Raw genomic sequence first — 25312 nt, 5'->3', positions numbered from 1 at the left:
TGAGTCCAATGGAAAGAGCTCCGCGTAGAGGAACGAAATCCGGGAATCGGCTGTCGTGGTTCGAAAGATGGTTTCTGAACAACAAGTTCGTGACTGTCCTGTTGATCACTTTACTGATTCTCCTGATCGTTTTCGTATTTTCAAAAATTTCCTATCTTTTGGGTCCGATAGGCAGCTTCTTCAGTGTCATCGGTTTTCCGCTGATAATGGCGGGCATTTTTTATTACATGCTGAATCCGTTGGTTACGCTGATGGAGAAGCGGGGCATCAAGCGTTTTGTCGGGACGTGGATCGCTTTCGTGCTGGTGTTGCTGATGATGATCTGGGGATTTGCGATCCTGATTCCGATCATCCGCGACCAGACGATAGGCATTGTCCGTGAATTTCCGGCTTATTGGCAGGCGCTCGAGAGCATGACGATTGAATTGGTCAATTATGATTGGTTCACCTCCCTGCAGGATCAGATCAACGAAATCAATTCGGACATCTTCAACACCGTTTCCGCGAAATTGAATGAAGTCCTGTCGAACACGGTCAGCGGCCTGGGCAGTGTCGTTGGATTGTTGACGAATGCGTTTGTGGGAATCATCACGATGCCGATCATTTTGTATTATCTTCTGAAAGAAGGAGATAAGTTGCCGCTCACTTTTCTGCAATTCTTTCCCACAAATCTGCGGGAATCGATCGGAGAACTGCTGAAAAAAATCAACACGCAGATTAGTCAATATGTGCGCGGTCAGATAACGGTCGCCTTCTTTGTCGGGCTGATGTTCGTCATCGGCTATGCCATCATCGGAATGAAATTCGGCATCGTCCTGGGGATACTCGCAGGCTTCCTGAACATCATCCCGTACATGGGTTCCTTTATTGCGATGGTGCCCGCGGTGATTGTTGCGATAGTGGATTCTCCGCTGATGTTGGCAAAAGTGCTGCTTGTTTTCTCGATCGAGCAATTCATCGAGGGGCGCGTCATTTCTCCGCAGGTACTCGGCAGCAATCTCGAAGTCCATCCGGTCACAATCATTTTCGTATTGCTTACGGCAGGAAAACTGTTCGGTCTGACCGGATTCATCTTGGGTATTCCCGGTTATGCTGTCCTTAAAGTGCTGTTCATGCATATTTTCGATTGGTACAAAGAGATTTCCGGGTTGTATTTGGATGAACCGGAAATCGAGGAAGAACCGGAAGAGGATTATGCTCAAGAATAAACGAAACGAAAAGGGGTAATGCTTGATGAACAAAAAGAGATGGATTGCGGTGGCAATCGCGCTTGTGCTTTTCGTGGCATCACTCGGCTCGCAAGTTCTGTCGACCCGGTTGGCTGACCAAACAGAAGATTCACTAAGCCAGCTTACCGGCAATCTGATACCAGGAACGAGTCTGCAGGAAAGCGTTCTGGAAAGCGGCGATGCCAGCAATCGGATCGCAGTTCTGCATATCGAAGGAACCATCCAATCAGGGGCAGGGAGTATGCTGACGGACGGTTCCAGCTATGATCACGACCTTTTTCTGGAGCAATTGAAAGCCATCGAAGAAGATGACACGATCAAAGGGATTTTCCTGATAGTGGATAGCCCGGGCGGCGGGGTATATGAAAGTGCGGAAGCGCACGATAAGTTGTACCGTATAGCTGCTGAGAAGGAACTTCCTGTCTATGCTTCGATGCAAGGAACTGCCGCAAGCGGAGGCTACTACATTTCCGCTGGTGCGGACAAAATTTATGCTACAGCTGAAACGACTACCGGTTCGATCGGTGTCATCATGCAGGCAATCGAATACTCCGGCCTTCTTGAAAAATTGGGTATCGAATACAATACGATCAAGTCAGGCAGCCTCAAGGACATCGGGTCGCCGGACCGGGATATGACGGAAGAAGAGCGTGCGTTGCTTCAGGCTTATGTCGATGAGGCCTATCAGCGTTTCGTCACTGTTGTTTCTACGGGAAGGGATATGCCTGAAGAAGAAGTCCGCGCAGTAGCGAATGGCATGATTTATTCTGGAACCCAAGCTCAAGCGCTTGGGTTGGTGGATGAGATAGCCTACACAGATGATGCGTTAAAAGCGATGAAAGTAGCTTATGACCTCGAGGATGCTGAAGTTTTCGACTATACTTCGACACCTGGATTGTTTTCCGATTTTTCTTGGTTGTTTGCTCAGGCGGCTGCCAAACTGACGAGCCAGAACAACCAGACGCTTTCTGAACTGCAACTGCTCCGTGACACTTTTGGGACAACCGCCGCTCCGAGATTGCTTTATCTCTACGGAGGTGAGTGATGATGGAAGAGCAAACCACTACGCATGAAGCACGCTTGGAAGAAATCCGGAAAAAGAAAGTAGCCTGGGAGGATGCCGAGCGCTTGTCCGACCAGCAGGAACGTCCGTTTAACCGCTACCCGGACTACGTATTCGCCGGTTTTTGGATTCGGTTCTTTGCATATCTCGTCGATTTGCTTGTCATACAGGCTTTGGTGGGGATCCTGATCAAACCGATCTTCGCTTTGGGTGGCGTCAGTATGCAAGGGAACGATCCCTTAACCTTGTACGGATTTATTCAGTTGCTGCTATTTGTCGGGTATTTCATACTGATGACGAAATATACGAACGGCCAAACACTAGGGAAGATGATCTTCGGCATCCGCGTTGTCTGCTTCAAGGAAGAAAAACTCAGTTGGCAGACTATCCTGATCCGCGAGGGCGTTGGCCGCTATATCGGCAAAATCGTGGCTGTGATTTATCTTGTCGCTGCCTTCCAAAACAAGAAACAACATCCGATCGATATGCTTTGCGATACTTCGGTCGTGACGGAAAACAGCATCAGGGCTTTACAGGAAAGTTACTAGTAGCGAAAACAAATATTGGAAAACGGTATGCGACCGGTGGTTATCGGTCGCATACCGTTTTTATGTTGTGCTGATCTAGTTGGTTTGGGTATGGGTGGGGGAGGAGAGAACGCATAATAGTGATGAACTCCGGCGAGGTCGTCGTTCATCGAAGAAGCGCTTTGAAATGCAGCCTGTCCTCTGACGAGGCCGTGCTCATCGGAGGACACATAGGAATGTGGATCTGTCCTCCGACGAATCCGTCGTTCACCGGAGGACAGAGTGAATATTAGTCATCCTGCAGCCTCGGCAGGCCATTTTTTCCTACTTGCAAATTTTTCCGCAAGTGTTATACTTGTTATATAACGAACAGGAGGGGTAAAAATGTTCATCGAAATTCTTCCGAACAGCGATACGCCGATCTATACGCAATTGATGTACCAAATCAAAATTGGGATCCTCAAACGGGAATGGTCATTTGGTGATGGATTGCCGAGCGTCCGTAGCCTGGCAAGCGAACTGGGCATCAACATGCATACCGTGAACAAAGCTTACAATCTGTTGGCGGACGAAGGCGTCCTGGAAAAAAACCAGAAGGGCTATTTCGTCAGCGAGCGCGTAGCGATGGCGTCAAACGAACGTACGAAAGCGGCGATTCAGGATAAGCTCAAGGAAATCCTGATCGACAAACAGATTTTTGAGGTCAATGAAGAAACGTTCAACGGCTGGTTGAACGAAATCAAGAAAGAGCTGGAAGGCGAGGAAAAAGCAGATGCTGATATTTAGTTGGTTCATGGTGATACTATTTTTGATTATTGGGGTCGTCAACGGCATTACGCCATATTACAGCCGGTTAAGTACACCGTTTGGAGTGACGGTTCCGACATCGCATCAAAAGGACCCTTATGTTTTGAAGCTTAAAAAGACCTATCTTTATCAAAATATATTCGGGAGTATACTGCTCGCTGCTCCAATCTTTTTCTTTCTTCGCTGGGATGATCAGGAGAAAGTGGAGATGTTCTCCAGCATCTATGTGACGGTTGCGATGTTCGTTTTCATCTTCCTGTCCTTCCTTCTCTATCTGCAGAAACGGAAGCAGCTCCGCAGTTGGAAAACAGCAAACAACATCAAAATCGAAACGAAAAAAGCCAAAATCGTCATCGACACCGGCTATCAGAAAGATCTGAAGGTGGTCCCCCATTCGGTCTTTGTTTCGGCGCAACTGTTCATCCTGTTGGTGACTGTAGCGGTAACGCTCTATTTCTACGACCTGATTCCCGAGCGGTTCCCAGTTCACTGGAACAGCTCGAATGAACCGGATCGGATCGTCGATAAAACCTACGTGAACGTATTCATGCTGCCGGAGATACAATTGTTGATGGTTCCGATGATGTTTTTCAGCCACTATTCCTTCATCAAATCGAAACAGAAGATTTCGCCCTATCTGTCAGACCTCTCCAGCAAGCAGAGCAAATTGTTCCGTCAGGCTTGGTCCTATTACTTCCTCGTCGTGACGGTGCTGACGCAGCTCTTGTTGAGCGGCATCCATTTCTTTTCCTTGTTCTTCGCAGAAAGAGGGGCCGATTGGATCCTCGGCATGACGATTCCGTTCGTGGTCATCATAGTTGGGTACAGCGTCTATCTGACCTGGAAATACGGCCAAGGCGGCGAAAAGCTGTTCCTGAACGAAGCTGGTGAACTGCCTGATGAAGTGACGGAAGCGGATGAAGAGCGCTACTGGAAATGGGGAGTATGGTATTACAATCCGGAAGATCCTTCGATATTTGTCGAAAAACGCTTTGGCATCGGCAGTACGCTGAATATGGCCAGATGGCAATCATGGGCTTTCGTCGCCGGTCTGTTGGCCTTTGTAGTGCTGACGATCGTACTTTCATTCGCGATGGAATAGTAATCTGTCAAAGCAAAGAACAGAAGGTTGCATCATTCTGATGCAGCCTTTTTTGTGATGCCACACTCAAAGGAATACAGGATGATGTCCGATAACGCGGAAGAATCGGACAAGCGGCATGCGTCATCTTATGGGGATGTCCGATAATGCGGAAGAATCGGACAAGCGGCATGCGTCATCTCCTGAGGATGTCCGATAACGCGGAATAATCGGACAAGCGGCATGCGTCATCTTATGGGGATGTCCGATAATGCGGAAGAATCGGACAAGCGGCATGCGTCATCTCCTGGGGATGTCCGATAATGCGGAAGAATCGGACAAGCGTCATGCGTCATGCGTCATCTCCTGAGGATGTCCGATAACGCGGAAGAATCGGACAACTAGGGCGCTATAACAAAAGAAGAGGAGCTTCCCCATTCCAGGGCAGCTCCTCTTCTTCGATTTATTTTTCGATCTTTTTGTTGTGTTGGGCAATGGCCATATCGACGATGCGGTTTGCCAAGTGGATGTTGCGGACCAACAGCGGCCCGTGGAAATAGGAACAGAAGACATTTTTGTAGCGTGCGCCTTCGGTCTTATCTTCGCCGTTGTTGCCCATGCCTTTTTCGACTTTTCCGAGCGGACGCATGTTTTCGCCAAGGAAGGTCCGTCCGTTATGGTTTTCGAAACCCTCATAGGTCTCATTGAATTCCTCACTGCGGATCGTGATGTCACCGATGAACCGGTTGTTGTCCTGGCTCAATGTATAGTGATCCAAGGCGCTGATGCCTGGGATCTTATTGCCGGATGCATCCATATAATAATGCCCCAACAATTGGTAGCCGCCACAGATGGCCAATACAACGCCGTCATTTTCGATGTATTCCTTGATTCCTTCTGCTTTAGCCTGAATGTCTTTTGAGACGATGAACTGTTCGTAATCCTGGCCCCCTCCGAAAAAGACGAGGTCATATTTTTCGGGATCAAACGGTTGGTCCAAACTGATGATCTCCGTTTCGAAATCGATGCCTTTTTCACGGGCACAGTATTGGAGCATCAACAGATTCCCGTTGTCGCCGTAAGTGTTCAGCAGGTTGCCGTACAAGTGGCAAATACGTAGTCGCATTTATTTCATCCTTTCCGCTATATAGCCTTGGTTCGCCAGCTCTTTACGGAGTTGCAGCACAGCGGTGTAAGTTGCCATCACATAGATTTTTTTCGTCGGAGCCGTTTTGAAAGCTTTGATGACATCGGTGATTTCGGGTAAAACTTCCAGTTTTTCTTCAGGTATACCGGCAACTTTCATCCGTAAGGTCAACTCTTTTTGGCGGATGCCGCTGACGGTTACTTTAGGGATGTCAAAATCCAAAAACTTCTCGTAATTTCCGTCCCAAATCCAACTGACATCGGTTCCGTCTGCCGGGCGGTCATTAAGGATCGACACGACGCTGAATGGCTCGTCTTCGTAATGGAGGAGGTCGATGACCTGATTCAGGCCGACCGGATTTTTGATCAGGTTCAGGATTATTTCCTTGTCGTCGACTGTGATCGTTTCCTGACGGCCAAATTTTTGCTGGGCAGCCGAGAAACCTGCCTGGATCTCTTCCGGAGTCAAATCAAAGTGTTTACCGACTGAATAGGCAGCCAAGGCGTTGTAGACGTTATAGAGACCGGCGACATTCGTGTGGAACGGATGGCCATCGATTTCAAATGAAGAACTCTTGTGCGTCAATTTGTCCACTTTGGTGACAGCATAAGCCAGCTCTGGACGTTTGAAATCGCAATGTGGGCAGTAGTATTTCCCGAGGTTGCTGTAGGTATTAAATTTATAGCGCAAAATGTGCTGGCATTTCGGACAAAGCACGCCGTCCGTGTTGTAATGCGCAAGGGTATCGCCATCCGGTTCATGGTTGAAGCCGAAGTAGATCTGCTTGTTGACCAACTCTTTGGAGTTGAAAATCGGGCTGTCCCCATTCGCCAAGATGACGGCATCCGGTGCGAGCGCAGCGCCATCGACCATTTTTTGGTAGATCGTGTAGATTTCACCGAACCGGTCCATCTGATCACGGAAAACATTCGTGTTGACGATGACTTTCGGTTTGATGAACTTTGTAACCTTAACCAGGCTGGCTTCATCGACCTCCAGAACAGCAAAGGCTCTTTCCTTTTTTACTTTTCGCGAATAGCCTTCCAGGAACGAGGAGATGATGCCTTGCTCCATGTTGGCGCCTGTCGGATTCGTCAGGATATGTGGGTATTTTTGCTGCAGGACGTGATAAGTCAAAGATGTCGTCAGCGTCTTACCGTTCGTGCCGGTGATGATGACGACATCAAAATTTTCAGAAAGGTGTTGCAAAACGTCGGGATCCAATTTGACGGCCAGTTTACCTGGCAGGCTGGTTCCGCCTTTTGTGAATGTCTGAAGACCCCACTGGGCGATTTTCCCGATATTGATTGCTAGTGAACCGCGGATAGTCAAATAAATTCGCTCCTTACTTATGTATCTCTTGCCATCATAGCATATAACAAGGCTTTTTTCGATAGCGTTAGTATAGCAGAAATTGCCCGGATTGAATATTTTTAGATGCCGCTTCGTGTCAGGAATTGGTGTTCCGATTGCATCTGGAGGGCTGCTGAGCGTGAATTTTATTGACTTTGGAGCCATTTCCTACTATCATTATACGGGATGTTATTCAGTTTTTTTATCATTCGGTAATCTTACCGGAATGGAATGATGAAGGTGAGATAATAGCGGGTCGGAAGCAGGATGACATAAGAGCATCCTTTCTTTTTGCAGGAAATTCCGGCCGATTTATGAAAAAATAGGCAAGTCGCTGTTGGAAAGGTGGACATAATGGCACAGTTATTTTTTAAATATGGGGCGATGAACAGCGGGAAATCGATTGAGATCCTGAAGGTTGCCTACAATTATGAAGAGCAGAACAAATCAGTGATGATCTTTACGAGCGCGATCGATGACCGCGATGGCGTAGGCTATGTTTCTAGCCGGATCGGTTTGAAGCGCGAGGCCACTCCGATTGCGGATGATACGGATGTGTTTTTGGAAGTCAGCAAAAATCCAAAAAAGCCAGCCTGCATTTTGATTGATGAATCCCAATTCCTATCCAAAGCGCATGTCATCCAATTAGCGCGCATCGTGGATGAATTGGGAATCCCGGTGATGGCGTTCGGATTGAAAAATGATTTCCAGAACGAATTGTTCGAAGGCTCCAAATATCTGTTGCTCTACGCGGATAAGATAGAAGAAATCAAAACTATCTGCTGGTACTGTCATAAAAAAGCGATCATGAACATGCGTGTCGTGGATGGAAAACCAGTATATGCCGGCGAACAGATCCAGATCGGCGGAAACGAATCCTATCTTCCCGTCTGCCGTAACCACTATCACCATCCGCCCTTGGCCTAGAACAGATACTCAGAAACATAAAAAGAGGAGTTTGAAAAAGTTATGTATGATCAATTAGATGCATTCATTATCCGTTATGAAGAGCTTTCCGAATTGTTGAGCGATCCGGAAGTCCAGGCTGACACAAAACGGTTCTTGGGATTGACCAAAGAAGAAGCAGGGCTGCGCGAGAAAGTCGCGACCTTCAATCGCTATAAAGAGGTGGAAGGAGAAATATCCGACACAGAAGAAATGTTGTCAGAAAAGTTGGATGACGAAATGGCTGCTATGGCCAAAGAGGAATTGAACGACTTAAAGAAAGAGAAGACCGAGCTTGAAGAGCGCATCAAAGTTTTGTTGCTCCCTACAGATCCGAATGATGACAAAAATATCATCATGGAAATCCGTGGGGCTGCCGGCGGAGATGAGGCTGCTTTGTTCGCTGGGAAGCTGTTCACAATGTACAGCAAATTCGCTGAAAGCCATGGCTGGCGCGTTGAGGTCATGGATGCGAACATTACCGGCATCGGCGGTTACAAAGAGATCATCCTGATGATCAGCGGAAACGGTGCCTATTCCAAACTGAAATACGAGAGCGGGGCACACCGTGTTCAACGTGTCCCGGAAACAGAATCTCAAGGACGTGTGCATACCTCCACTGCCACCGTTGTCGTCTTGCCGGAAGCGGAAGATGTCGAATTGAACATCGAAGACAAAGACATCCGCACCGATATCTACCATGCCAGCGGAGCCGGCGGACAACACGTCAACAAGACTGCATCCGCGGTCCGTTTGACTCACTTGCCGACCGGAATCGCCGTTGCCATGCAGGATGAGCGATCCCAAATCAAAAACCGCGAGAAAGCGATGAAAATTTTGCGCACGCGTGTCTACGACAAAATTTCTTCAGATGCACAATCAGAATACGATGCGACGCGTAAATCCGCAATCGGTACAGGCGATCGTTCCGAACGGATCCGCACCTACAATTTCCCGCAAAACCGTGTCACGGATCACCGTATCGGCTTGACCTTGCAAAAGTTGGATACGATTTTGAGCGGAAAATTGGATGAAGTCATCGATGCGTTGATCATGGCAGATCAAACGCAAAAATTGGAGTCCTTAAACAATGGGTCAATCTAAGGAGCTCACTTACCAGCAAGCATTGCAGAATGGCGCGCTTTTTTTGGAACAAAACGAGAAAAGTCCGTTGGCTGCTGAAAGGCTGCTTTTGGATCGCTTGGGTTGGACGAAAACGGATCTTTTGATGCGTTTTGCCGAGAGGATAACGGAGCAGCAATACAAGCAGTATTTCAGCGACATAAATGAGTATGTCGCTGGCAAACCGATCCAGTACATCGTAGGCGTCGAGTGGTTCTATGGGTATCCCTTGAAAGTCACTGAAGCTACGTTGATTCCACGCCCGGAAACGGAAGAGCTCGTGCAACGGGCGCTAAAATGCCTGGAAGGGAAAGGGCCGCAGAAGGTCCTCGATATCGGGACAGGGTCCGGCGCCATTGCCATTGCGATGAAGAAGGAACGCCCGCAGGATGAAGTGACAGCCACCGACATTTCTGAAGAAGCGTTGGCCGTTGCGAAAGAGAACGCGGAGCAACTGGATGCCGACATCCGTTTCCTACAAGGGGATCTGCTGGAACCCGTTCAGCTGGAGACCTTCGACTGCATCCTCAGCAATCCGCCTTACATCAGCGAAGATGAGATCGGTTTGATGGACCGCTCTGTTTTGGAGTACGAACCGCATTCGGCTTTGTTCGCTGACCACGACGGATTGGACTTATACCAAAAGATGGCCTTCACGCTGCCGTTCCATTTGAAAACGGACGGATGTCTGTTCCTGGAAATTGGGTTCAGCCAAGGCGAAAAGCTGTTGGAACTCTACAAAAAAGCTTTCCCTGATAAAACGGTCACGATCGAAAAAGATCTTTCCGGCCTCGATCGCATGCTCATAGTCAAATAAGAAAAGCTGAACGGGTTCGTTCAGCCCTGAATGAAATTTAGGAAATTGGGCCGACTGAGCATCGTAGAGCGCAATAGGCCCAATTTATCTAATTTCCGAAGGGCTAACCCGTGAAGCTAGCCAACTGACTTATTAAGCATATCTATGAAGAAAAGAGTCGCCTGTTATCCATGGGCAAAAAATGGCTGCGGGCAATTGCCCCAGCTATTTTTTTACCTGAACGGCGACCTTGCAAGTCAAAATATCCAGAAAGGAGCATTTACTATGGAAACGAAATTATACGACACATCAACGATTGATGAGGCAGCCGAGTTGCTGAAAGCCGGACAATTGATCGCCTTCCCGACAGAGACTGTCTACGGCTTGGGCGCTATCGCATCAAATGATGAAGCCGTCAAAAATGTATATAAAGTGAAAGGAAGGCCCAGTGACAATCCCTTGATTGTTCATGTATCTGATCGGGATATTGCTCAGTATGTAGCTTTTGTCCCGCAACAGGCAGAAGCCTTGATGGAGGCTTTTTGGCCGGGTCCATTGACGTTGATTTTTCCGATGAAAGAAGGGGTTTTTGCGCCTACCGTTACCGCAGGCCACAAAACCGTCGCGCTGCGGATGCCCGATCAAGAGCAGACGCTGGAATTGATCAGAAAAACCGGCTTTCCTTTGGTAGGGCCGAGCGCGAATACATCAGGCAAACCGAGCCCGACGACAGCCCAACACGTGATGCACGACCTATCGGGAAAAATTGCGGGAATCCTTGATGGCGGAGAAACGCAGATCGGTTTGGAATCCACCGTACTGGACTTGACCAATGCCGAAGGACCTGTCATTTTGCGCCCGGGTGCCATCACTGAAGTGCAGCTGGAGCCGATCATCGGCAAACTGTCAAGCAGTGCGCAAACAACAAATGAAGCGGAGGCTCCGAAAGCGCCAGGGATGAAGTACCAACATTATGCTCCCGCGCAACCGGTCGTGCTCGTCGATGGAACGGCTGCTGAGTGGGAAGCCGCCATTGAGGAATATCGCGGTGAAGGCAAGGAAATCGGCATTTTGGCATCCGATGAACAACTGGCTGCCCATAAGCATGCAGCGCTAGCTACCTATTCATTGGGATCGAAGAATGATGTGGCGGCAGCATCGCAGCGTCTCTATGCCGGATTGCGTTATCTGGATGAACAGCCGATCGATGTGATTTTGGCGGAAGCTTATGACCTTGCCGGCCTCGGGAAGGCATTCATGAATCGTCTGGAAAAAGCGGCTTCTTCAAAATATCCGAAAAAACAGGCGGAATAATCGCCTAATATCCGTCTTTAGCTTACTTTTTATACAAAATATCCAAATTCAGGAGCTTATATGTTTTATTTCTGAAAAATTATGCTATACTCAACTTACATTTTTTTATGTTTAAAATTTTGGAATAATGTGATGGAAGGGTGCAAACATGGATAAAGAATTATTTGCAGCAATTGATAAAGAACGCGAAAGACAAGAGAACGGAATCGAGCTGATTGCTTCCGAAAACTTTGTATCTGAAGATGTTATGAGAGCACAAGGCAGCATCTTGACCAACAAATATGCTGAAGGCTACCCTGGTCGTCGTTACTATGGTGGTTGCGAGTTTATCGATATCATCGAAAATTTGGCGATCGATCGCATTAAAGCAATTTTTGGTGCAGAATATGCCAACGTACAACCGCATTCCGGTTCGCAAGCAAATATGGCAGCTTACCGTGCATTAGTTCAACCCGGCGACAAAATCTTGGGTATGGACCTGAGCCATGGCGGCCACTTAACGCATGGCGCATCCGTGAACTTCAGCGGCCAGACATATGACTTCGTTGCTTATGGTGTGGAAAAAGAATCAGAAACAATCAATTATGACACTGTCAGAGAGATTGCCCTGAAAGAACAACCAAAATTGATCGTTGCCGGCGCCAGTGCTTACCCACGCGCAATCGATTTCAAACGTTTAAGAGAAATCGCTGATGAAGTCGGCGCTTACTTCATGGTCGATATGGCTCATATCGCAGGACTTTGCGCAACAGGACATCACCAAAATCCTGTTGAATATGCCGACATCGTAACCACCACAACACATAAAACACTTCGCGGCCCGCGCGGCGGCGTAATCTTAGCCAAAGAAGAATTCGGCAAAAAGTTGAACAGTGCTGTCTTCCCAGGCATCCAAGGTGGTCCTTTAGAGCACGTCATTGCTGCTAAAGCTGTTTCGTTCTTTGAAGCTGCAACACCAGAGTATACTGAATATATCGGACAAGTCATCAAAAATGCCCAAGCAATGGCTGATGTCTTCAATGCATCCGACCTGCGCGTCATCAGTGGCGGAACAGATAATCATTTATTATTGTTGGATGTTACAAGCAGCGGCTTGAACGGAAAACAAGTAGAAAAATTGTTGGATACAGTTGAAATCACTGTCAACAAAAATACGATTCCTTTCGAAACGCTAGGCGCCAACAAAGCCAGCGGAATCCGTATCGGCACACCTGCCATCACAACTAGAGGCTTGAAGGAAGCAGAAGCACGCAAGGTTGCTGAATTGATCGTGGAAACTATCCAAAACCACACAGATGAAGCGAAATTGGATGAAGTCCGTGCGGCTGTCAAAGCCATCACGCAAGCTTTCCCATTGCACAAAAAATTAGCTGCAACTGAAGCGTAATAGATTACTGAAGAGCTGCCTCTATGAGGCGGCTCTTTTCTTCGGTCTGCGTACTTTGTCGGCTGAACGCAGATTGAAGCATACCGAAGAGCCGACGACCTCATCATTTATCCCAAAAAACAAGCACAACCAGGCCTGTTTCATCCCTAAACATATCGTTCAGTGTTTTCTCATTGTTTTATTTCTGGTATTTACAGCGGTTTTCCATTACAATAGGTTGAGCAAAAATAGGAAAGTGGGGCAAAAGTATATGGGAGAATTCCATGTAATGAATCACCCGTTGATTCAACACAAATTAACAATCATCCGCGAGAAAGAATGCGGAACAAAGGTTTTCCGTGAGGTAGTAAGCGAAATCGCGATGTTGATGGCTTATGAAGTAACAAGGGATATGCCTTTGGAAGACATCGAGATCGAAACGCCATTGGTGAAAACGACTCAAAAAACGTTATCAGGTAAAAAGGTTGCCATCATTCCGATTCTGCGTGCAGGTTTAGGCATGGTCGATGGTTTCTTGGCGATGCTGCCTGCTGCAAAAGTTGGCCATATCGGCATGTACCGTGACCATGAGACATTGGAGCCAGTAGAATATTTCGTGAAATTACCGACTGACATCCAAGAACGTCAATTGTTCATCGTTGACCCAATGTTGGCGACAGGCGGATCAGCCATCGCGGCTATCGAAGCGTTGGAAAAGAGAGGCGCATCACCATCATCCATGAAGTTCATCTGCCTTGTGGCAGCTCCTGAAGGAGTGGAAGCATTGCACGCGGCTTATCCGGATGTGGATATCTATGCAGCTTCTTTGGATGAAAGATTGGACGAAAACAGCTACATCCTTCCTGGTTTGGGTGACGCTGGCGACCGATTGTTCGGCACAAAATAAGCGTTCAAAATGGCATTGAGACAATTGTGTCCATAATTGTCGAACAGTCAATATTATCATGAGAACGATCTTCCCAGTTACATAATCTTGAAAAATAAAAATAAAGAGCTGAGCCAGATATCCGATGGGTATTTCTGGCTCAGTTTTTTTGTGCAAGTTAAGTTTGTTATACTTCAATCGCGTAAGGTTATCGTGCCGACGGGTTTGAAGGGTAGCATCAAAGGCAATAAATTTGCTTTTATTTCCCCAGTTGAATCACTTTTTGTTCAGCGTTCGGATTTTCAGAATCCTATAAGTATATTTATATATCGAGTATGTATGATTATGAATGCGGTATCTTTTCATCATTTTCATGAAAAGGCTGATAATATCCTTATATTCCGTAGATTTGCTTTGAATTTCGATAAAGTTGGTGTTATGATTAGCGATGTTGAACAGATATGCAAAGAAACTTATGAAATAGCCACTTATTGTGACTAGAGTATGGCAGGTCCAGCTAAATTAGTTGTCTACTTTTACGAATGTCTTTTAAAATAATGTAGCGTGGACTGGGTTTGGCATAGCTGTTTTTTTATTTGTATTGAAAAGAGGTGAAAATATTGGAAGCTGAATCTAAAGTCATCCATTTTATGGGATTGGGTTTCAGTTTGAATATCATCATAAGTGTATTGGCGACTTGCATCATTGTTTTTTTATTTTGTTTTATTGCTACCCGGAAACTGGCAGTGAGGCCAACATCCAAAAGCCAATTGGCTATTGAATATTTGGTTGATTTTATCCGGAACATGATTTCCAGCTCGCTTCACTGGAAAGTCGGGCAACAATTCCACTTGTTGGGATTCACTTTGTTCCTATTTGTATGGGTTGCCAATATGTTGGGGCTTGTGTTCATCTTGAACATCGATGGCTACTCCTATTGGAAGAGTCCGACAGCCAGTCCAATCGTCACATTAGGCTTGGCCTTGATGGTGATTTTACTGACGCATTACTTTGGTATCAAGGAGAATGGGTTCAAGGAATATTTCATGAACAGCTATGTTCGCCCGGTTGCACCTCTCATGCCTATCAAAATTTTGGAGGAATTCACGAACACTTTGACATTGGCGTTGCGTCTTTACGGAAATATTTATGCCGGTGAAATTTTATTGGGATTGATTGCTTCATTAGCGAATTCATACGGCTTGTTGACTTGGGTGGTCGGGATTCCTCTCCAAATGGTTTGGCAAGGATTCTCCATCTTTATCGGATCCATCCAAGCCTTCGTCTTCACTACGTTGACTATGGTTTACCTCGCTCATAAGATCGAAGCGGAATAAATTGCTGATCCATGAGCTTAATAAGTGCGCATTATTATATGAGAAAAAGGAGATTATTATTATGAACTTTATAGGAGCTGCTATTGCGGTTGCCGGTGCGGCAATCGGAGCATCATTAGGAAACGGAAAGGTTATTTCTACTACAATCGAAGCGATCGCAAGACAACCGGAATTGCAAAGCAAACTACAAACTTTGATGTTCATCGGTGTCGGTTTAATCGAAGCTGTTCCCATCATGGCGGTAGTTATAGCTTTCTTACTGATTTTCCAATAATAGGGACCAGCAAGACAGATAACTACAGGAGGGATGAGAATGACAGCCAATCTCGTATTGGGAGAGATTACCGCATTAGGTGATACGATTGTCACGCTGTTGTCATTTCTGATATTGATGGCTCTTATCAAAAAATTCGCATGGAAGCCTTTGATGAAGATCTTAACGGATCGGGAAGAAATGATACACACAAATATTGATAAAGCGGCAACGGCGCGCGAGAATGCCGAGAAGAAACACGCGGAAGTCGATGCGCAGCTGATAGAAGTCAGAACAACAGCGAGCGATATTTTAAACAGAGCTCAAGCAGAAGGCAATGAAATACAAAAGAGCATCATCAAAGAAGCAAAAGAAGATGCACTCCGGATCAAACTAGTGACCCAAAAAGAGCTCGAACTCGAAAGAAAACAAGCTCTTGAAGGATTACGCGCCGAAATCGGAGTCATCTCACTGGAAATCGCTGAAAAGATCCTCGGCAAGGAGATCAACCATGCAGATCAACAGACTTTGATCGAAGCGTTCATTGAAGGGCTGGATGATTGATATGGAAAAGGACGGTAAAGCAATCGCTACTGTAGAAGCCTATGTGCAAGCCTACTATAACCGCCTGACAAACTCGAAGATTGCGGATAGGCTCTATCTCGATCTATCGCAGTTAAAGGATGCCTTCAATCACGCAGACGCCGCAGCGGGAGAGAAGCCAAATCTTGATTTGGCAGTGAAGTATCTCGCTCCCGAGACGCTTCAGTTTCTCGAAGGACTCCAAGATAACCTTGATAACGAAGGTATCTTGGCTTCCGTCAAGGCGTTCAATGCACTGTACGAAAATAAAAAAGAGTTCGTGAATATGAAGTTGACTTCTGCTGTTCCTTTAACGGCAGAACAAAAGTCGCGCATCATGGATAAAATGGAAAAAAGAATCGGGGAAGCGACCTTCTTTGTGACTGAAGTGGTCGATCCCTCGGTGATGGGCGGCGTCCGGTTGGAGTCGGAGAATCATTATTTCGACAATACCATCGCTACAAAGTTGAAAGAAATGAAGAGACATATCCTAAAAGATTAATAGGGTTGAAGAGGTGAATAATGTGGCTACTGAAAACGAAGATTTGAGTTCATTGATCAAAAATAGGATCAACACTTTTCAATCTGTATCAGAGTTTGAAGAAATTGGGAAAGTTACCTACATCGGTGATGGAATCGCACGCGCGAAAGGTTTGGAGAACGTTATGTCTGGTGAATTGTTGGAATTTTCCAACGGTTCCATCGGTATGGCCCAAAACTTGGAAATGACGGATGTCGGTATCATCATTTTTGGAGCTTATGAAAATATCCATGAGGGCGATATCGTCAAACGCACAGGCAAAATCATGGAAGTACCGGTCGGAGATGCTTTGATCGGGCGTGTTGTGGATGCGTTAGGCAGCCCAGTGGATGGCTTAGGCAGTATCGAAACGACCGGCACAAGACCGGTTGAAAATGCAGCGCCGGGCGTTATGGATCGTCAGTCCGTCAGAGAACCTCTTCAGACAGGCCTAAAAGCATTGGATGCTTTGGTGCCTATCGGTCGAGGACAACGCGAGCTGATCATCGGTGACCGCAAAACCGGGAAAACAAGCATCGCAATCGATGCAATCATCAACCAACGAGGAAAAGATGTTATCTGCATCTACGTCGCAATCGGACAAAAGGAATCGACAGTCCGTAATATGACGGAAACATTGAAAAAATATCATGCAATGGATTATACGATTGTCGTGACCGCCAGTGCTTCTCAATCCGCGCCGATGCTCTATATCGCGCCTTACGCTGCTACAGCTATGGCTGAGGAGTTCATGCACAAAGGCAAACACGTACTCATCGTATACGATGATCTTTCTAAGCAGGCAGCTGCTTACCGCGAAATGTCCTTGCTGTTGCGCCGTCCGCCAGGTCGCGAGGCGTATCCAGGGGATGTCTTCTACTTGCACTCCCGTCTGTTGGAACGCTCGGCAAAATTGAACGATGAGTTGGGCGGCGGTTCAATCACCTCCCTTCCGATCGTAGAGACGCAAGCTGGGGATATCTCCGCTTATATTCCGACGAACGTCATCTCCATCACGGATGGTCAGATTTTCCTGGAAAGCGATTTGTTCTTCTCGGGAATCCGTCCGGCTCTATCTGCCGGTTTGTCCGTTTCCCGTGTAGGTGGGTCTGCTCAAATCAAAGCCATGAAAAAAGTATCAGGAACATTGCGTATTGATTTGGCCAGCTATCGCGAACTGGAAGCATTCACCCAGTTCGGTTCGGATTTGGATGTTTCCACACAGAAACGCCTTAGCCGCGGCCGCAGAACCGTCGAAATACTGAAGCAGGACTTGCACAAGACCTTGGATGTCGAAAAACAAGTTCTCATTCTCTATGCATTGACGCATGGATATATCGATTCCATTCCGGTACAGGACATCGAACGATATGAGTCTGAGCTGTTCAAATTCGTCAAAATGTCCTATCCGAATCTGTTCTCCATCATTTCGGAGACAAAAGACTTGCCGCCTACCGAAGACCTGGATGAAGCATTGAGTGCATTTGCGAGCATCTTTATTCCGCATGTCGAGTAGATTGGTCAGCATGAACAGATAATATTGAGGTGATAATATGGCAGAGTCTTTAATAGACATCCGGAAACGCATTTCTTCCACAAAGAAGACAAGTCAAATAACAAGCGCCATGCAAATGGTGTCTGCCTCCAAACTGATACGTGCCGAACAAAAGGTGCGGGGATATCAGCTTTATGCAGCAAAAATACGCGAAATCGTAACACATATAGCCAGCACACAATTATCTTTGATTGAGGAACATGGCCACGTGTCAGCGAGTGACCAGGTTCTGGTCGATTTTCACGATATGTTGATCGAACGTCCGGTCCGTAAAACGGGCTATCTGATCATTTCTTCCGATAAAGGCTTGGCAGGAGGATACAACAGTTCGATCCTTAAAGCGACAAAAGATATGCTTGCGATCGACCATGCTTCAAACGATGAGTTTGTTGTGCTGTCGGTCGGCGGGGCGGTCGCTGATGATCTCAGAAAGAGCGGCATCGAAGTTGCGTTCGAAATCAGGGATCTGAACGACCAACCCAGCTTTACGGAAGTCAGTGATATCGTAGTGAAGGCTATCCAGCTTTATCGTGATGGTGCGTTTGATGAGTTGTATGTTTGCTACAAACATCATGTCAACGCTTTGATCTCCGAGTATAGGGCTGAAAAAATGCTGCCATTAACGGACTTGGATTCCCATGAAGCGGTCGGTTACGAAGTCGATTATCTTTTTGAACCAAACAAAGAAGAAATTTTGGAAATTTTACTTCCGCAATATGCGGAAAGTTTGATCTACGGCGCCATTATCGACGCTAAATCATCCGAGCATGCTTCACGCATGACGGCCATGAAGAGTGCCACAGATAATGCGACCAATATGATCAACGATATGACGATTCAATACAACCGAGTGAGACAGACTGCAATCACTCAAGAAATCACCGAGATCGTCGGTGGAGCTTCTGCTCTGGAAGAATAGAAAATGGGAGGAAAAGGCATGAAAAAAGGTCATATTGTACAAGTAATCGGGCCGGTAGTCGACGTTGGCTTCCCATTGGAAGAAGGTGTCCCGGACATCCGCAATGCGCTGATCGTACACAAAGCGCCCAAAGCTGGGAGTAATGAAGAAGGAGAAACCATCGTGTTGGAGGTTTCGCTTGAACTGGGGAATGGTGTGGTTCGCGCAATCGCAATGGAGTCGACTGATGGTCTGCAAAGAGGGTTGACTGTTGTCGATACCGGCGCACCCATCAAAGTGCCGGTTGGTTTAGGCACATTAGGCCGTGTGTTCAACGTGTTGGGTGAGGCGATCGATTTGAAGGGCGATATCCCTGATGATTTCCGTCGTGAATCCATCCACAGAAAAGCACCGACTTTTGATCAATTGAGCAGTAACTTTGAAATCCTGGAAACAGGCATCAAGGTCATCGACTTACTGGCGCCTTATCTGAAAGGCGGAAAAATCGGCCTCTTTGGTGGAGCCGGTGTCGGTAAGACGGTACTGATCCAAGAATTGATCCATAACGTAGCCGAACAGCATGGCGGCATCTCCGTGTTCACTGGTGTCGGTGAGCGTACGCGTGAGGGAAATGACCTTTACCACGAAATGCAGGAGTCGGGCGTCGGTGAAAAGACGGCCATGGTATTCGGTCAAATGAATGAGCCACCTGGTGCACGTATGCGTGTCGCCTTGTCCGGTTTGACGATGGCGGAACATTTCCGTGATGAAGAAAAACAGGATGTGCTGTTGTTCATCGATAATATTTACCGGTTCACCCAAGCTGGTTCCGAAGTTTCCGCGCTATTGGGCCGGATGCCTTCAGCAGTAGGGTATCAACCGACGTTGGCAACAGAGATGGGCCAACTTCAGGAACGGATCAGTTCCACAAAAGATGGTTCAATCACTTCCATCCAAGCAATCTATGTACCGGCGGATGACTATACCGATCCGGCACCTGCAACAACCTTTGCCCATCTGGATGCAACAACCAACTTGGAGCGTAAGCTGACTGAGCAAGGGATTTATCCCGCTGTGGATCCGTTGGCTTCCTCTTCAAGTGCTTTATCTCCGGAAATTGTCGGGGATGAACATTATGACGTTGCCACGAAAGTGCAACGCATTCTGCAACGTTATCGTGAACTGCAGGATATCATCGCTATCCTAGGTATGGACGAATTGTCCGATTCCGAAAAAATCACTGTTAACCGCGCTAGAAGAATCCAATTCTTCCTTTCCCAAAACTTCCATGTGGCCGAAGCCTTTACCGGCGTTCCAGGATCGTATGTCCCTGTATCCGAAACCGTGCGCGGCTTCAAAGGGATCGTGGAAGGTAAATACGACGGTGTGCCGGAAGAAGCTTTCCGCAACGTCGGTACGATCGAGGAAGTTCTGAACAAAGCAAAAGAGTTAGGCTACAAAGGAGGGGAATAAGATGGCATACCTGCAAGTCAACGTGGTGACGCCGGATGGCATCGCCTTTCAGCATCGCGCTAAAGCGGTGACCGCCAAAACAACGGACGGCGGCATTACCATCATGCCAAACCATACCCCTATCATTGTGCCTTTGGCGATCGCCGACCTGATCGTAACACGCGTGACCGATGAGTTGGCTCAGAACCATATTGCCGTCAACGGCGGCATCATGGAAGTGCGCGACAATATCGTCAACATCATTGCGAACAGTGCGGAACGCGAGAAGGATATCGATATCGACCGTGCTGAAGTCGCCAAAGAACGCGCCGAAAAACGGATGGCAGAAGCTCGCGACATCAAAAATGAAAAAGAATTCCAACGTGCTAAGATTTCGCTATCGAAAGCCATCAACCGTATCGGTGTTTCGAAAAACAGATCTAGGTAAAAAAAGAGGCCATCGTTGGCCTCTTTTTTTTTACAGACAATTATTTCCTAACAATTAATTAGTTGACGAGATAATATGCACAAATTATCTACAGAAATAGCCTACAATTTCATTTCTATGTGTTGTAACATATTATTATACCTGATTGGTAATATAAATGTAAACGATTTTCTTAGTAAATTCTTAGGAGACGGCCCGACAAAAACGATCTTCCTGGTTTTTTTTTCACAATATTTATGTTAGTATAGTTTGAGAATATGGGAGGAGTGCGTCGCTTGGACATAACGATGTTTAACGGTATAATAGTATTGCTATCCCATATGATATTTATTTTCATTTCTTTCTGGTCGATGAAAGCCATCAGATTGGAGAAATGGATAAGGAAGGGGCACATACGCGAAGCACGGGTGCTCTATTTCTTTCTGTCGATTGCTTTAGGCTATACAGTAAGTACGTTTCTGCTTGAGTTGGTGACGACTTCGCGGAACATCAGTTACTTACTGTTCTCGTGATCCGCTCACGGTTGCACAAGAGATTGTCACTGTACGGGCAGTTCAGAGTTCCAGGTTTACTAAATAGTTGCATACAAACATACAAATGAAATCACAATTGACTTTCGGAGGGATTTTTAATGGAAAAAATAATTGTTCGCGGCGGTAACCGTCTTGAAGGAACAGTTAAAGTTGAAGGCGCAAAAAACGCAGTTTTGCCGATTTTGGCTGCTACACTTTTGGCAAGCGAAGGGCAATCTGTATTGACGAACGTTCCGATACTGTCTGATGTTTTCACAATGAATAATGTTCTGAAACATCTGAATGTCGGCGTTGAATTTCAAGAAAACAACAACACCATCTTAGCGGATGCATCAAACGACATTAATTTTGAAGCGCCATTTGCTTATGTCAGCAAAATGCGTGCATCAATCGTCGTAATGGGTCCGCTATTAGCACGTCTGGGCCATGCACGCATCGCTTTGCCTGGCGGCTGTGCCATCGGAACACGGCCTATCGACCTTCACCTGAAAGGGTTTGAAGCGATGGGTGCCGACATCAAGATCGAAAATGGCTTTGTTGAAGCGAAAGTCGACAGATTAGTCGGCGCACGCATCTACTTGGACTTCCCAAGTGTCGGTGCAACCCAGAACATCATGATGGGCGCTACTTTGGCTGAAGGAACCACTATCATCGAAAACGTCGCCCGCGAACCTGAAATTGTTGACTTGGCGAATTTTTTGAACCGCATGGGCGCGAAAGTGGTCGGAGCCGGAACAGAAACAATCCGTATCGAAGGCGTTTCATCCATGAAAGCAACGGAGCATTCAATCATTCCGGATCGTATCGAAGCAGGAACGTTCATGATTGCAGCTGCAGTCACGAACGGGAATGTGTTCATTGAAGATGCAATTGCCGAACATAATAAACCGCTGATTTCAAAACTGAAGGAAATGCACGTTGCCTTCCAGGAAGAAGAAAATGGCCTGCGTGTCATCGGTCCGCGTACTTTGAAAGCGACTGACGTCAAAACAATGCCGCATCCGGGGTTCCCTACCGACATGCAAGCGCAAATGACGATTGCACAATTAGTATCCCAAGGTACCAGCACGATGACTGAGACAGTATTCGAAAACCGCTTCATGCATTTGGAAGAGATGCGACGTATGAACGCTGATTTCAAAGTCGAAGGGCAGACGGTACTGATTCATGGCAATACTGATCTGCAAGGTGCAGAAGTAGCCGCATCGGATTTACGTGCGGCAGCTGCTTTGATCATCGCTGGCCTTGTTTCCAAAGGCTATACGCGCGTCACGAACCTATCGCATTTGGATCGCGGTTATTATGAATTCGATAAAAAGCTGCAGGCATTGGGAGCTGACGTCGAACGTGTAACGGAAGACGAGCAGAATGCTTTCAGTGATTCAGATGTTGAAGCACTTTTTGTAAAATAAGTCGGACAACTGTCGTCCGCAAGATAGCTATCGCTAAATGATGAATGTTTGAGAGGGGAACAACGTGGCCAGAGATATAGGGATCGATTTAGGTACAGCGAACGTACTGATTCACGTTAAAGGGAAAGGTATCGTCTTGAATGAGCCTTCCGTCGTAGCAGTAGACACAAAAACCGGAAAAGTTTTAGCAGTTGGGGAAGAAGCCTATATGATGGTCGGGCGTACGCCGGCAAACATCAGAGTGATCCGTCCGTTGAAAGGCGGCGTCATCGCAGACTTTGACATCACAGAAGCAATGCTGACCCACTTTATTGATCGTTTGAATGTAAAGGGCTTTTTGACCAAGCCGAATATTTTGATCTGTTGTCCGACAAACATCACAACAATCGAACAAAAAGCGATCATCCAAGCCGCAGAAAAGAGCGGCGGCAAAAATGTGTATCTGGAGGAAGAACCGAAAGTTGCGGCTGTCGGAGCCGGACTTGACATTTTTCAGCCGAACGGAAATATGGTCATCGATATGGGTGGCGGAACGAGTGATATCGCAGTCTTGTCGTTGGGCGGCATCGTAACGAGCAGTTCAATCAAAACGGCCGGTGATAAACTGGATGCCGACATCATGAACTTCGTAAAAAGAGAACATAAATTATTGATCGGTGAGCGGACAGCCGAAAAGATCAAAATCACCATCGGAACTGCTTTGGAGCCTGAAAAAGAAGAGAAAATGGAAATCCGCGGCCGTGACATGGTGACGGGCCTTCCGCGCACCATCTACATCACTTCCAAAGAAGTCTACGAAGCGATGCACGAAACTTTGGTTCTTGTCGTGGAGCAAGCGAAGGAAGTGTTGGAAATGACGCCTCCTGAGTTGGCTGCGGACATCATCAATACAGGGATCGTATTGACAGGCGGGGGCGCCTTGATCAGCGGAATCGAGAAGCTTTTCTCGAGCGAGTTGAAGGTTCCGGTTTTCGCTGCGGAAAAACCTTTGGATGCTGTTGCTTTGGGAACGGGTATCCTCTTGAATAACATCGACCAAAAGAATCGTCCGTCCAGCGGGCTTTTCGGAATGTTGGCACGATTGATCCAAAAAACCAAAATAAAAAAAGGAAGATAGGTGATCGCTGTGAAATTTGATTTCAAACCTGTACTGTCAACAGTGATGTGGGTTTTGATTTTCATGTTGATGGCTTTCATTCTCTTCGGAGCCGGTCTGATGGTCGGGTATGGCGTCCTCGGTGACGGCAATCCGATGCTTGTATTCAGCAAGCAGACTTGGGAACATATCTTCAATTATATCCGTTAAGGAAACAAGAAAGGCAGACAGGAACGCTTGCGTTCCGTCTGCCTTTCTTGTCGAATTGGAGATGCGCAGGCGCGCTGACGGATTGTTTGTTTTTAATTCTTCGTCTTTCCTCCGACGGACGCCTCGCCGGAGCTGCGACCTCTTATCCGCTGCTGTCCTCAGGGAAAGTGGCGGAAACCTAGCTGCCAAGCACCACGAAATACCCCCCAACAAAAAGCGAAGACAATCAGCATCTTTCTGCTGATTGTCTTCGCTTTAAACGTACTTTTTTATTTCAATGATTTTGAGTTGACCATAACTTCATCGATCAAGCCGTATTCTTTGGCTTGTTGGGCGGTCATGTAGTTATCGCGGTCTGTATCGCGTTCGATGACTTCCATCGGTTGTCCTGTGCGTTCCGCCAAAATTTTGTTAAGGCGTTCACGCGTTTGTAGGATGTGACGAGCTGCGATTTCGATTTCGGTTGCTTGACCTTGCGCGCCTCCAAGCGGTTGGTGAATCATGATTTCAGCATTCGGCAACGCGAAACGTTTGCCTTTTTCGCCGGCAGTCAGCAAGAAGCTGCCCATCGAAGCTGCCATACCCATTGCGATCGTCTGAACGTCGGCCTTGATGAAGTTCATCGTATCGAAGATTGCCAAGCCGGCAGAAACGCTGCCGCCTGGAGAGTTGATGTAGATGTAGATGTCTTTTTCTGAATCTTGTGCATCCAGGAACAGCAATTGCGCGATGACAGAATTTGCTGTGTTGTCGTCGATCGGGCCGCTCAACATGATGATGCGATCCTTCAGAAGACGGGAATAAATATCATACGCACGTTCACCACGGGATGATTGTTCGATTACTGTAGGGATTAAATTCATATATGTTTCCTCCTTGTTCGTTTTGAATGAACAGTTTTTCTTTACAAGGTTTATTTTAACTCATTGGTCAGAAAAGGTCAATTGTAATGTTTGGCCTGAAGCTTCGCGTTTTCTGATGAAATATACCTTACTCAATCATATCGTTTCAGTCAGCAAATGTCCAAAAATAGATTTTGAAAATGCCGATCGGATTCAATGTGAAACGAGAAGGTAATAAAAAAATCTCCTATTCCGCTTGGGAAAGGAGATTTATTGCATTTTTTTTGCATTCAAAGTGCAAAACCGTTGAAGTGTCAATAAAATAGTACGTCTCCTGAGGGAATCGAACCCCCATCTCAAGAACCGGAATCTTACGTGATATCCATTACACCAAGGAGACAAGCAACATTAAAATTATAACCTATAGCGTGAAAGATAGCAAGGGGAAAATTGAATCTCAAACCGCAAGATGGTTTTGGCACTTTTTCTACTTTGCGGAACCTCATATTGACTTGTCAGAACAACAGTTACACTCCTG

The 25312-nt window shown here is 46.7% G+C and carries 25 protein-coding genes, 1 tRNA gene and 1 pseudogene; 23 read left to right on the top strand and 4 right to left on the bottom strand.

The features are described from left to right. The first annotated feature begins 8 nt into the window (after window positions 1–8). The 5 genes from ACKPBX_RS02620 (at window position 9) to ACKPBX_RS02600 (ending at window position 4728) form a co-directional block, all read left to right on the top strand. Window positions 9–1208, top strand: coding sequence for an AI-2E family transporter (locus tag ACKPBX_RS02620; RefSeq protein ID WP_086627411.1), 1200 nt, complete (start codon window positions 9–11; stop codon window positions 1206–1208). A 25-nt stretch (window positions 1209–1233) separates the two neighbouring features. After that, window positions 1234–2274, top strand: coding sequence for a signal peptide peptidase SppA (gene sppA / locus ACKPBX_RS02615; RefSeq protein WP_319995909.1), 1041 nt, complete (start codon window positions 1234–1236; stop codon window positions 2272–2274). Beyond that, window positions 2274–2840: an RDD family protein gene (locus ACKPBX_RS02610; protein WP_319995908.1), complete on the top strand. Its 567-nt coding sequence runs from the start codon at window positions 2274–2276 to the stop codon at window positions 2838–2840. Before sppA ends, ACKPBX_RS02610 begins: the two co-directional genes overlap by 1 nt. Before the next feature lie 363 nt (window positions 2841–3203). Beyond that, entirely contained in the window at window positions 3204–3605 is a 402-nt protein-coding gene (locus ACKPBX_RS02605) for a GntR family transcriptional regulator (RefSeq protein ID WP_319995907.1), read from the top strand. Then, window positions 3592–4728, top strand: a complete 1137-nt coding sequence (locus ACKPBX_RS02600) for a DUF1648 domain-containing protein (protein ID WP_319995906.1) — start codon at window positions 3592–3594, stop codon at window positions 4726–4728. The genes ACKPBX_RS02605 and ACKPBX_RS02600 overlap by 14 nt, the downstream gene beginning before the upstream one ends. Window positions 4729–5170: 442 nt before the next feature. Here the strand turns inward: ACKPBX_RS02600 and ACKPBX_RS02595 are convergent, their stop codons facing one another. Beyond that, window positions 5171–5833: a type 1 glutamine amidotransferase gene (locus tag ACKPBX_RS02595; RefSeq protein WP_174565805.1), complete on the bottom strand. Its 663-nt coding sequence runs from the start codon at window positions 5831–5833 to the stop codon at window positions 5171–5173. After that, entirely contained in the window at window positions 5834–7186 is a 1353-nt protein-coding gene (locus tag ACKPBX_RS02590) for a Mur ligase family protein (RefSeq protein ID WP_200831766.1), read from the bottom strand. A gap of 375 nt (window positions 7187–7561) precedes the next feature. Between ACKPBX_RS02590 and ACKPBX_RS02585 the strand changes: the two genes are divergently transcribed. The 18 genes and pseudogenes from ACKPBX_RS02585 (at window position 7562) to ACKPBX_RS02500 (ending at window position 23932) form a co-directional block, all read left to right on the top strand. Next, the gene (locus ACKPBX_RS02585; RefSeq protein ID WP_086627418.1) at window positions 7562–8134 is read left to right on the top strand and encodes a thymidine kinase; all 573 of its coding nucleotides are present in this window, start codon (window positions 7562–7564) and stop codon (window positions 8132–8134) included. Window positions 8135–8176: 42 nt separating this feature from the next. Beyond that, window positions 8177–9256 carry a peptide chain release factor 1 gene (prfA, locus tag ACKPBX_RS02580; RefSeq protein ID WP_119093488.1) on the top strand — a complete coding sequence of 360 codons (1080 nt, stop codon included), beginning with the start codon at window positions 8177–8179 and terminating at the stop codon, window positions 9254–9256. Next, window positions 9243–10091, top strand: a complete 849-nt coding sequence (gene prmC, locus ACKPBX_RS02575; protein WP_319995905.1) for a peptide chain release factor N(5)-glutamine methyltransferase — start codon at window positions 9243–9245, stop codon at window positions 10089–10091. The genes prfA and prmC overlap by 14 nt, the downstream gene beginning before the upstream one ends. A 264-nt stretch (window positions 10092–10355) precedes the next feature. Then, window positions 10356–11384, top strand: a complete 1029-nt coding sequence (locus ACKPBX_RS02570) for an L-threonylcarbamoyladenylate synthase (RefSeq protein WP_319995904.1) — start codon at window positions 10356–10358, stop codon at window positions 11382–11384. 148 nt (window positions 11385–11532) lie between these two features. Further along, window positions 11533–12771 (top strand): serine hydroxymethyltransferase, encoded by a 1239-nt coding sequence (glyA, locus tag ACKPBX_RS02565; RefSeq protein ID WP_086627425.1) that lies wholly within the window; start codon window positions 11533–11535, stop codon window positions 12769–12771. Between the two features lie 250 nt (window positions 12772–13021). Continuing rightward, complete coding sequence (upp, locus tag ACKPBX_RS02560) at window positions 13022–13657, top strand: uracil phosphoribosyltransferase (protein WP_086627427.1); 636 nt, start codon at window positions 13022–13024, stop codon at window positions 13655–13657. A gap of 599 nt (window positions 13658–14256) precedes the next feature. Then, window positions 14257–14973, top strand: a complete 717-nt coding sequence (atpB, locus tag ACKPBX_RS02555; protein ID WP_086627431.1) for a F0F1 ATP synthase subunit A — start codon at window positions 14257–14259, stop codon at window positions 14971–14973. 61 nt (window positions 14974–15034) lie between these two features. Further along, the gene (gene atpE / locus ACKPBX_RS02550) at window positions 15035–15247 is read left to right on the top strand and encodes a F0F1 ATP synthase subunit C (RefSeq protein ID WP_086627433.1); all 213 of its coding nucleotides are present in this window, start codon (window positions 15035–15037) and stop codon (window positions 15245–15247) included. Window positions 15248–15286: 39 nt separating this feature from the next. Beyond that, complete coding sequence (gene atpF, locus ACKPBX_RS02545; protein ID WP_160117088.1) at window positions 15287–15790, top strand: F0F1 ATP synthase subunit B; 504 nt, start codon at window positions 15287–15289, stop codon at window positions 15788–15790. Continuing rightward, a complete protein-coding gene (locus ACKPBX_RS02540; RefSeq protein WP_086627438.1) occupies window positions 15783–16310 on the top strand; it encodes a F0F1 ATP synthase subunit delta in 528 nt (175 codons plus the stop codon). The genes atpF and ACKPBX_RS02540 overlap by 8 nt, the downstream gene beginning before the upstream one ends. Window positions 16311–16332: 22 nt before the next feature. Further along, window positions 16333–17844 (top strand): F0F1 ATP synthase subunit alpha, encoded by a 1512-nt coding sequence (gene atpA, locus ACKPBX_RS02535; protein ID WP_086627440.1) that lies wholly within the window; start codon window positions 16333–16335, stop codon window positions 17842–17844. A gap of 37 nt (window positions 17845–17881) precedes the next feature. Next, window positions 17882–18802: a F0F1 ATP synthase subunit gamma gene (locus ACKPBX_RS02530; RefSeq protein ID WP_086627442.1), complete on the top strand. Its 921-nt coding sequence runs from the start codon at window positions 17882–17884 to the stop codon at window positions 18800–18802. An 18-nt stretch (window positions 18803–18820) separates the two neighbouring features. Next, window positions 18821–20254 carry a F0F1 ATP synthase subunit beta gene (gene atpD, locus ACKPBX_RS02525; protein WP_086627592.1) on the top strand — a complete coding sequence of 478 codons (1434 nt, stop codon included), beginning with the start codon at window positions 18821–18823 and terminating at the stop codon, window positions 20252–20254. Between the two features lies 1 nt (window position 20255). Next, the gene (locus tag ACKPBX_RS02520) at window positions 20256–20681 is read left to right on the top strand and encodes a F0F1 ATP synthase subunit epsilon (protein ID WP_086627444.1); all 426 of its coding nucleotides are present in this window, start codon (window positions 20256–20258) and stop codon (window positions 20679–20681) included. A gap of 257 nt (window positions 20682–20938) precedes the next feature. After that, window positions 20939–21193 carry a DUF1146 family protein gene (locus tag ACKPBX_RS02515; protein ID WP_319995903.1) on the top strand — a complete coding sequence of 85 codons (255 nt, stop codon included), beginning with the start codon at window positions 20939–20941 and terminating at the stop codon, window positions 21191–21193. Between the two features lie 119 nt (window positions 21194–21312). After that, window positions 21313–22626 carry a UDP-N-acetylglucosamine 1-carboxyvinyltransferase gene (gene murA / locus ACKPBX_RS02510; RefSeq protein ID WP_119093492.1) on the top strand — a complete coding sequence of 438 codons (1314 nt, stop codon included), beginning with the start codon at window positions 21313–21315 and terminating at the stop codon, window positions 22624–22626. Window positions 22627–22690: 64 nt separating this feature from the next. Then, a pseudogene (mreB, locus tag ACKPBX_RS02505) lies at window positions 22691–23662 on the top strand (rod shape-determining protein MreB); the annotation flags it as partial. 81 nt (window positions 23663–23743) lie between these two features. Then, window positions 23744–23932: a DNA-directed RNA polymerase subunit beta gene (locus ACKPBX_RS02500; RefSeq protein ID WP_233436832.1), complete on the top strand. Its 189-nt coding sequence runs from the start codon at window positions 23744–23746 to the stop codon at window positions 23930–23932. Between the two features lie 269 nt (window positions 23933–24201). On the opposite strand, the gene clpP is transcribed toward ACKPBX_RS02500, so the two are convergent. Together clpP and ACKPBX_RS02490 are read right to left on the bottom strand one after the other, a co-directional pair. Then, entirely contained in the window at window positions 24202–24795 is a 594-nt protein-coding gene (gene clpP, locus ACKPBX_RS02495; protein ID WP_086627450.1) for an ATP-dependent Clp endopeptidase proteolytic subunit ClpP, read from the bottom strand. A gap of 307 nt (window positions 24796–25102) precedes the next feature. Next, window positions 25103–25174 (bottom strand) — tRNA-Arg (locus ACKPBX_RS02490). Window positions 25175–25312: the final 138 nt, after the last annotated feature.

The sequence above is a fragment of the Trichococcus shcherbakoviae genome, from assembly GCF_963666195.1.
Taxonomy (GTDB): Bacteria; Bacillota; Bacilli; order Lactobacillales; family Aerococcaceae; genus Trichococcus; species Trichococcus shcherbakoviae.
This window is presented reverse-complemented; position numbering and strand designations above follow the sequence as displayed.

Bases quoted from the DNA above. Each gene is read 5' to 3' on its own strand.
- ACKPBX_RS02620 (WP_086627411.1), top strand. From the start codon at position 9: ATGGAAAGAGCTCCGCGTAGAGGAACGAAATCCGGGAATCGGCTGTCG.
- sppA (WP_319995909.1), top strand. From the start codon at position 1,234: ATGAACAAAAAGAGATGGATTGCGGTGGCAATCGCGCTTGTGCTTTTC.
- ACKPBX_RS02610 (WP_319995908.1), top strand. From the start codon at position 2,274: ATGATGGAAGAGCAAACCACTACGCATGAAGCACGCTTGGAAGAAATC.
- ACKPBX_RS02605 (WP_319995907.1), top strand. From the start codon at position 3,204: ATGTTCATCGAAATTCTTCCGAACAGCGATACGCCGATCTATACGCAA.
- ACKPBX_RS02600 (WP_319995906.1), top strand. From the start codon at position 3,592: ATGCTGATATTTAGTTGGTTCATGGTGATACTATTTTTGATTATTGGG.
- ACKPBX_RS02595 (WP_174565805.1), bottom strand. From the start codon at position 5,833: ATGCGACTACGTATTTGCCACTTGTACGGCAACCTGCTGAACACTTAC.
- ACKPBX_RS02585 (WP_086627418.1), top strand. From the start codon at position 7,562: ATGGCACAGTTATTTTTTAAATATGGGGCGATGAACAGCGGGAAATCG.
- prfA (WP_119093488.1), top strand. From the start codon at position 8,177: ATGTATGATCAATTAGATGCATTCATTATCCGTTATGAAGAGCTTTCC.
- prmC (WP_319995905.1), top strand. From the start codon at position 9,243: ATGGGTCAATCTAAGGAGCTCACTTACCAGCAAGCATTGCAGAATGGC.
- ACKPBX_RS02570 (WP_319995904.1), top strand. From the start codon at position 10,356: ATGGAAACGAAATTATACGACACATCAACGATTGATGAGGCAGCCGAG.
- glyA (WP_086627425.1), top strand. From the start codon at position 11,533: ATGGATAAAGAATTATTTGCAGCAATTGATAAAGAACGCGAAAGACAA.
- upp (WP_086627427.1), top strand. From the start codon at position 13,022: ATGGGAGAATTCCATGTAATGAATCACCCGTTGATTCAACACAAATTA.
- atpE (WP_086627433.1), top strand. From the start codon at position 15,035: ATGAACTTTATAGGAGCTGCTATTGCGGTTGCCGGTGCGGCAATCGGA.
- atpF (WP_160117088.1), top strand. From the start codon at position 15,287: ATGACAGCCAATCTCGTATTGGGAGAGATTACCGCATTAGGTGATACG.
- ACKPBX_RS02540 (WP_086627438.1), top strand. From the start codon at position 15,783: ATGATTGATATGGAAAAGGACGGTAAAGCAATCGCTACTGTAGAAGCC.
- ACKPBX_RS02530 (WP_086627442.1), top strand. From the start codon at position 17,882: ATGGCAGAGTCTTTAATAGACATCCGGAAACGCATTTCTTCCACAAAG.
- atpD (WP_086627592.1), top strand. From the start codon at position 18,821: ATGAAAAAAGGTCATATTGTACAAGTAATCGGGCCGGTAGTCGACGTT.
- ACKPBX_RS02520 (WP_086627444.1), top strand. From the start codon at position 20,256: ATGGCATACCTGCAAGTCAACGTGGTGACGCCGGATGGCATCGCCTTT.
- ACKPBX_RS02515 (WP_319995903.1), top strand. From the start codon at position 20,939: ATGGGAGGAGTGCGTCGCTTGGACATAACGATGTTTAACGGTATAATA.
- murA (WP_119093492.1), top strand. From the start codon at position 21,313: ATGGAAAAAATAATTGTTCGCGGCGGTAACCGTCTTGAAGGAACAGTT.
- clpP (WP_086627450.1), bottom strand. From the start codon at position 24,795: ATGAATTTAATCCCTACAGTAATCGAACAATCATCCCGTGGTGAACGT.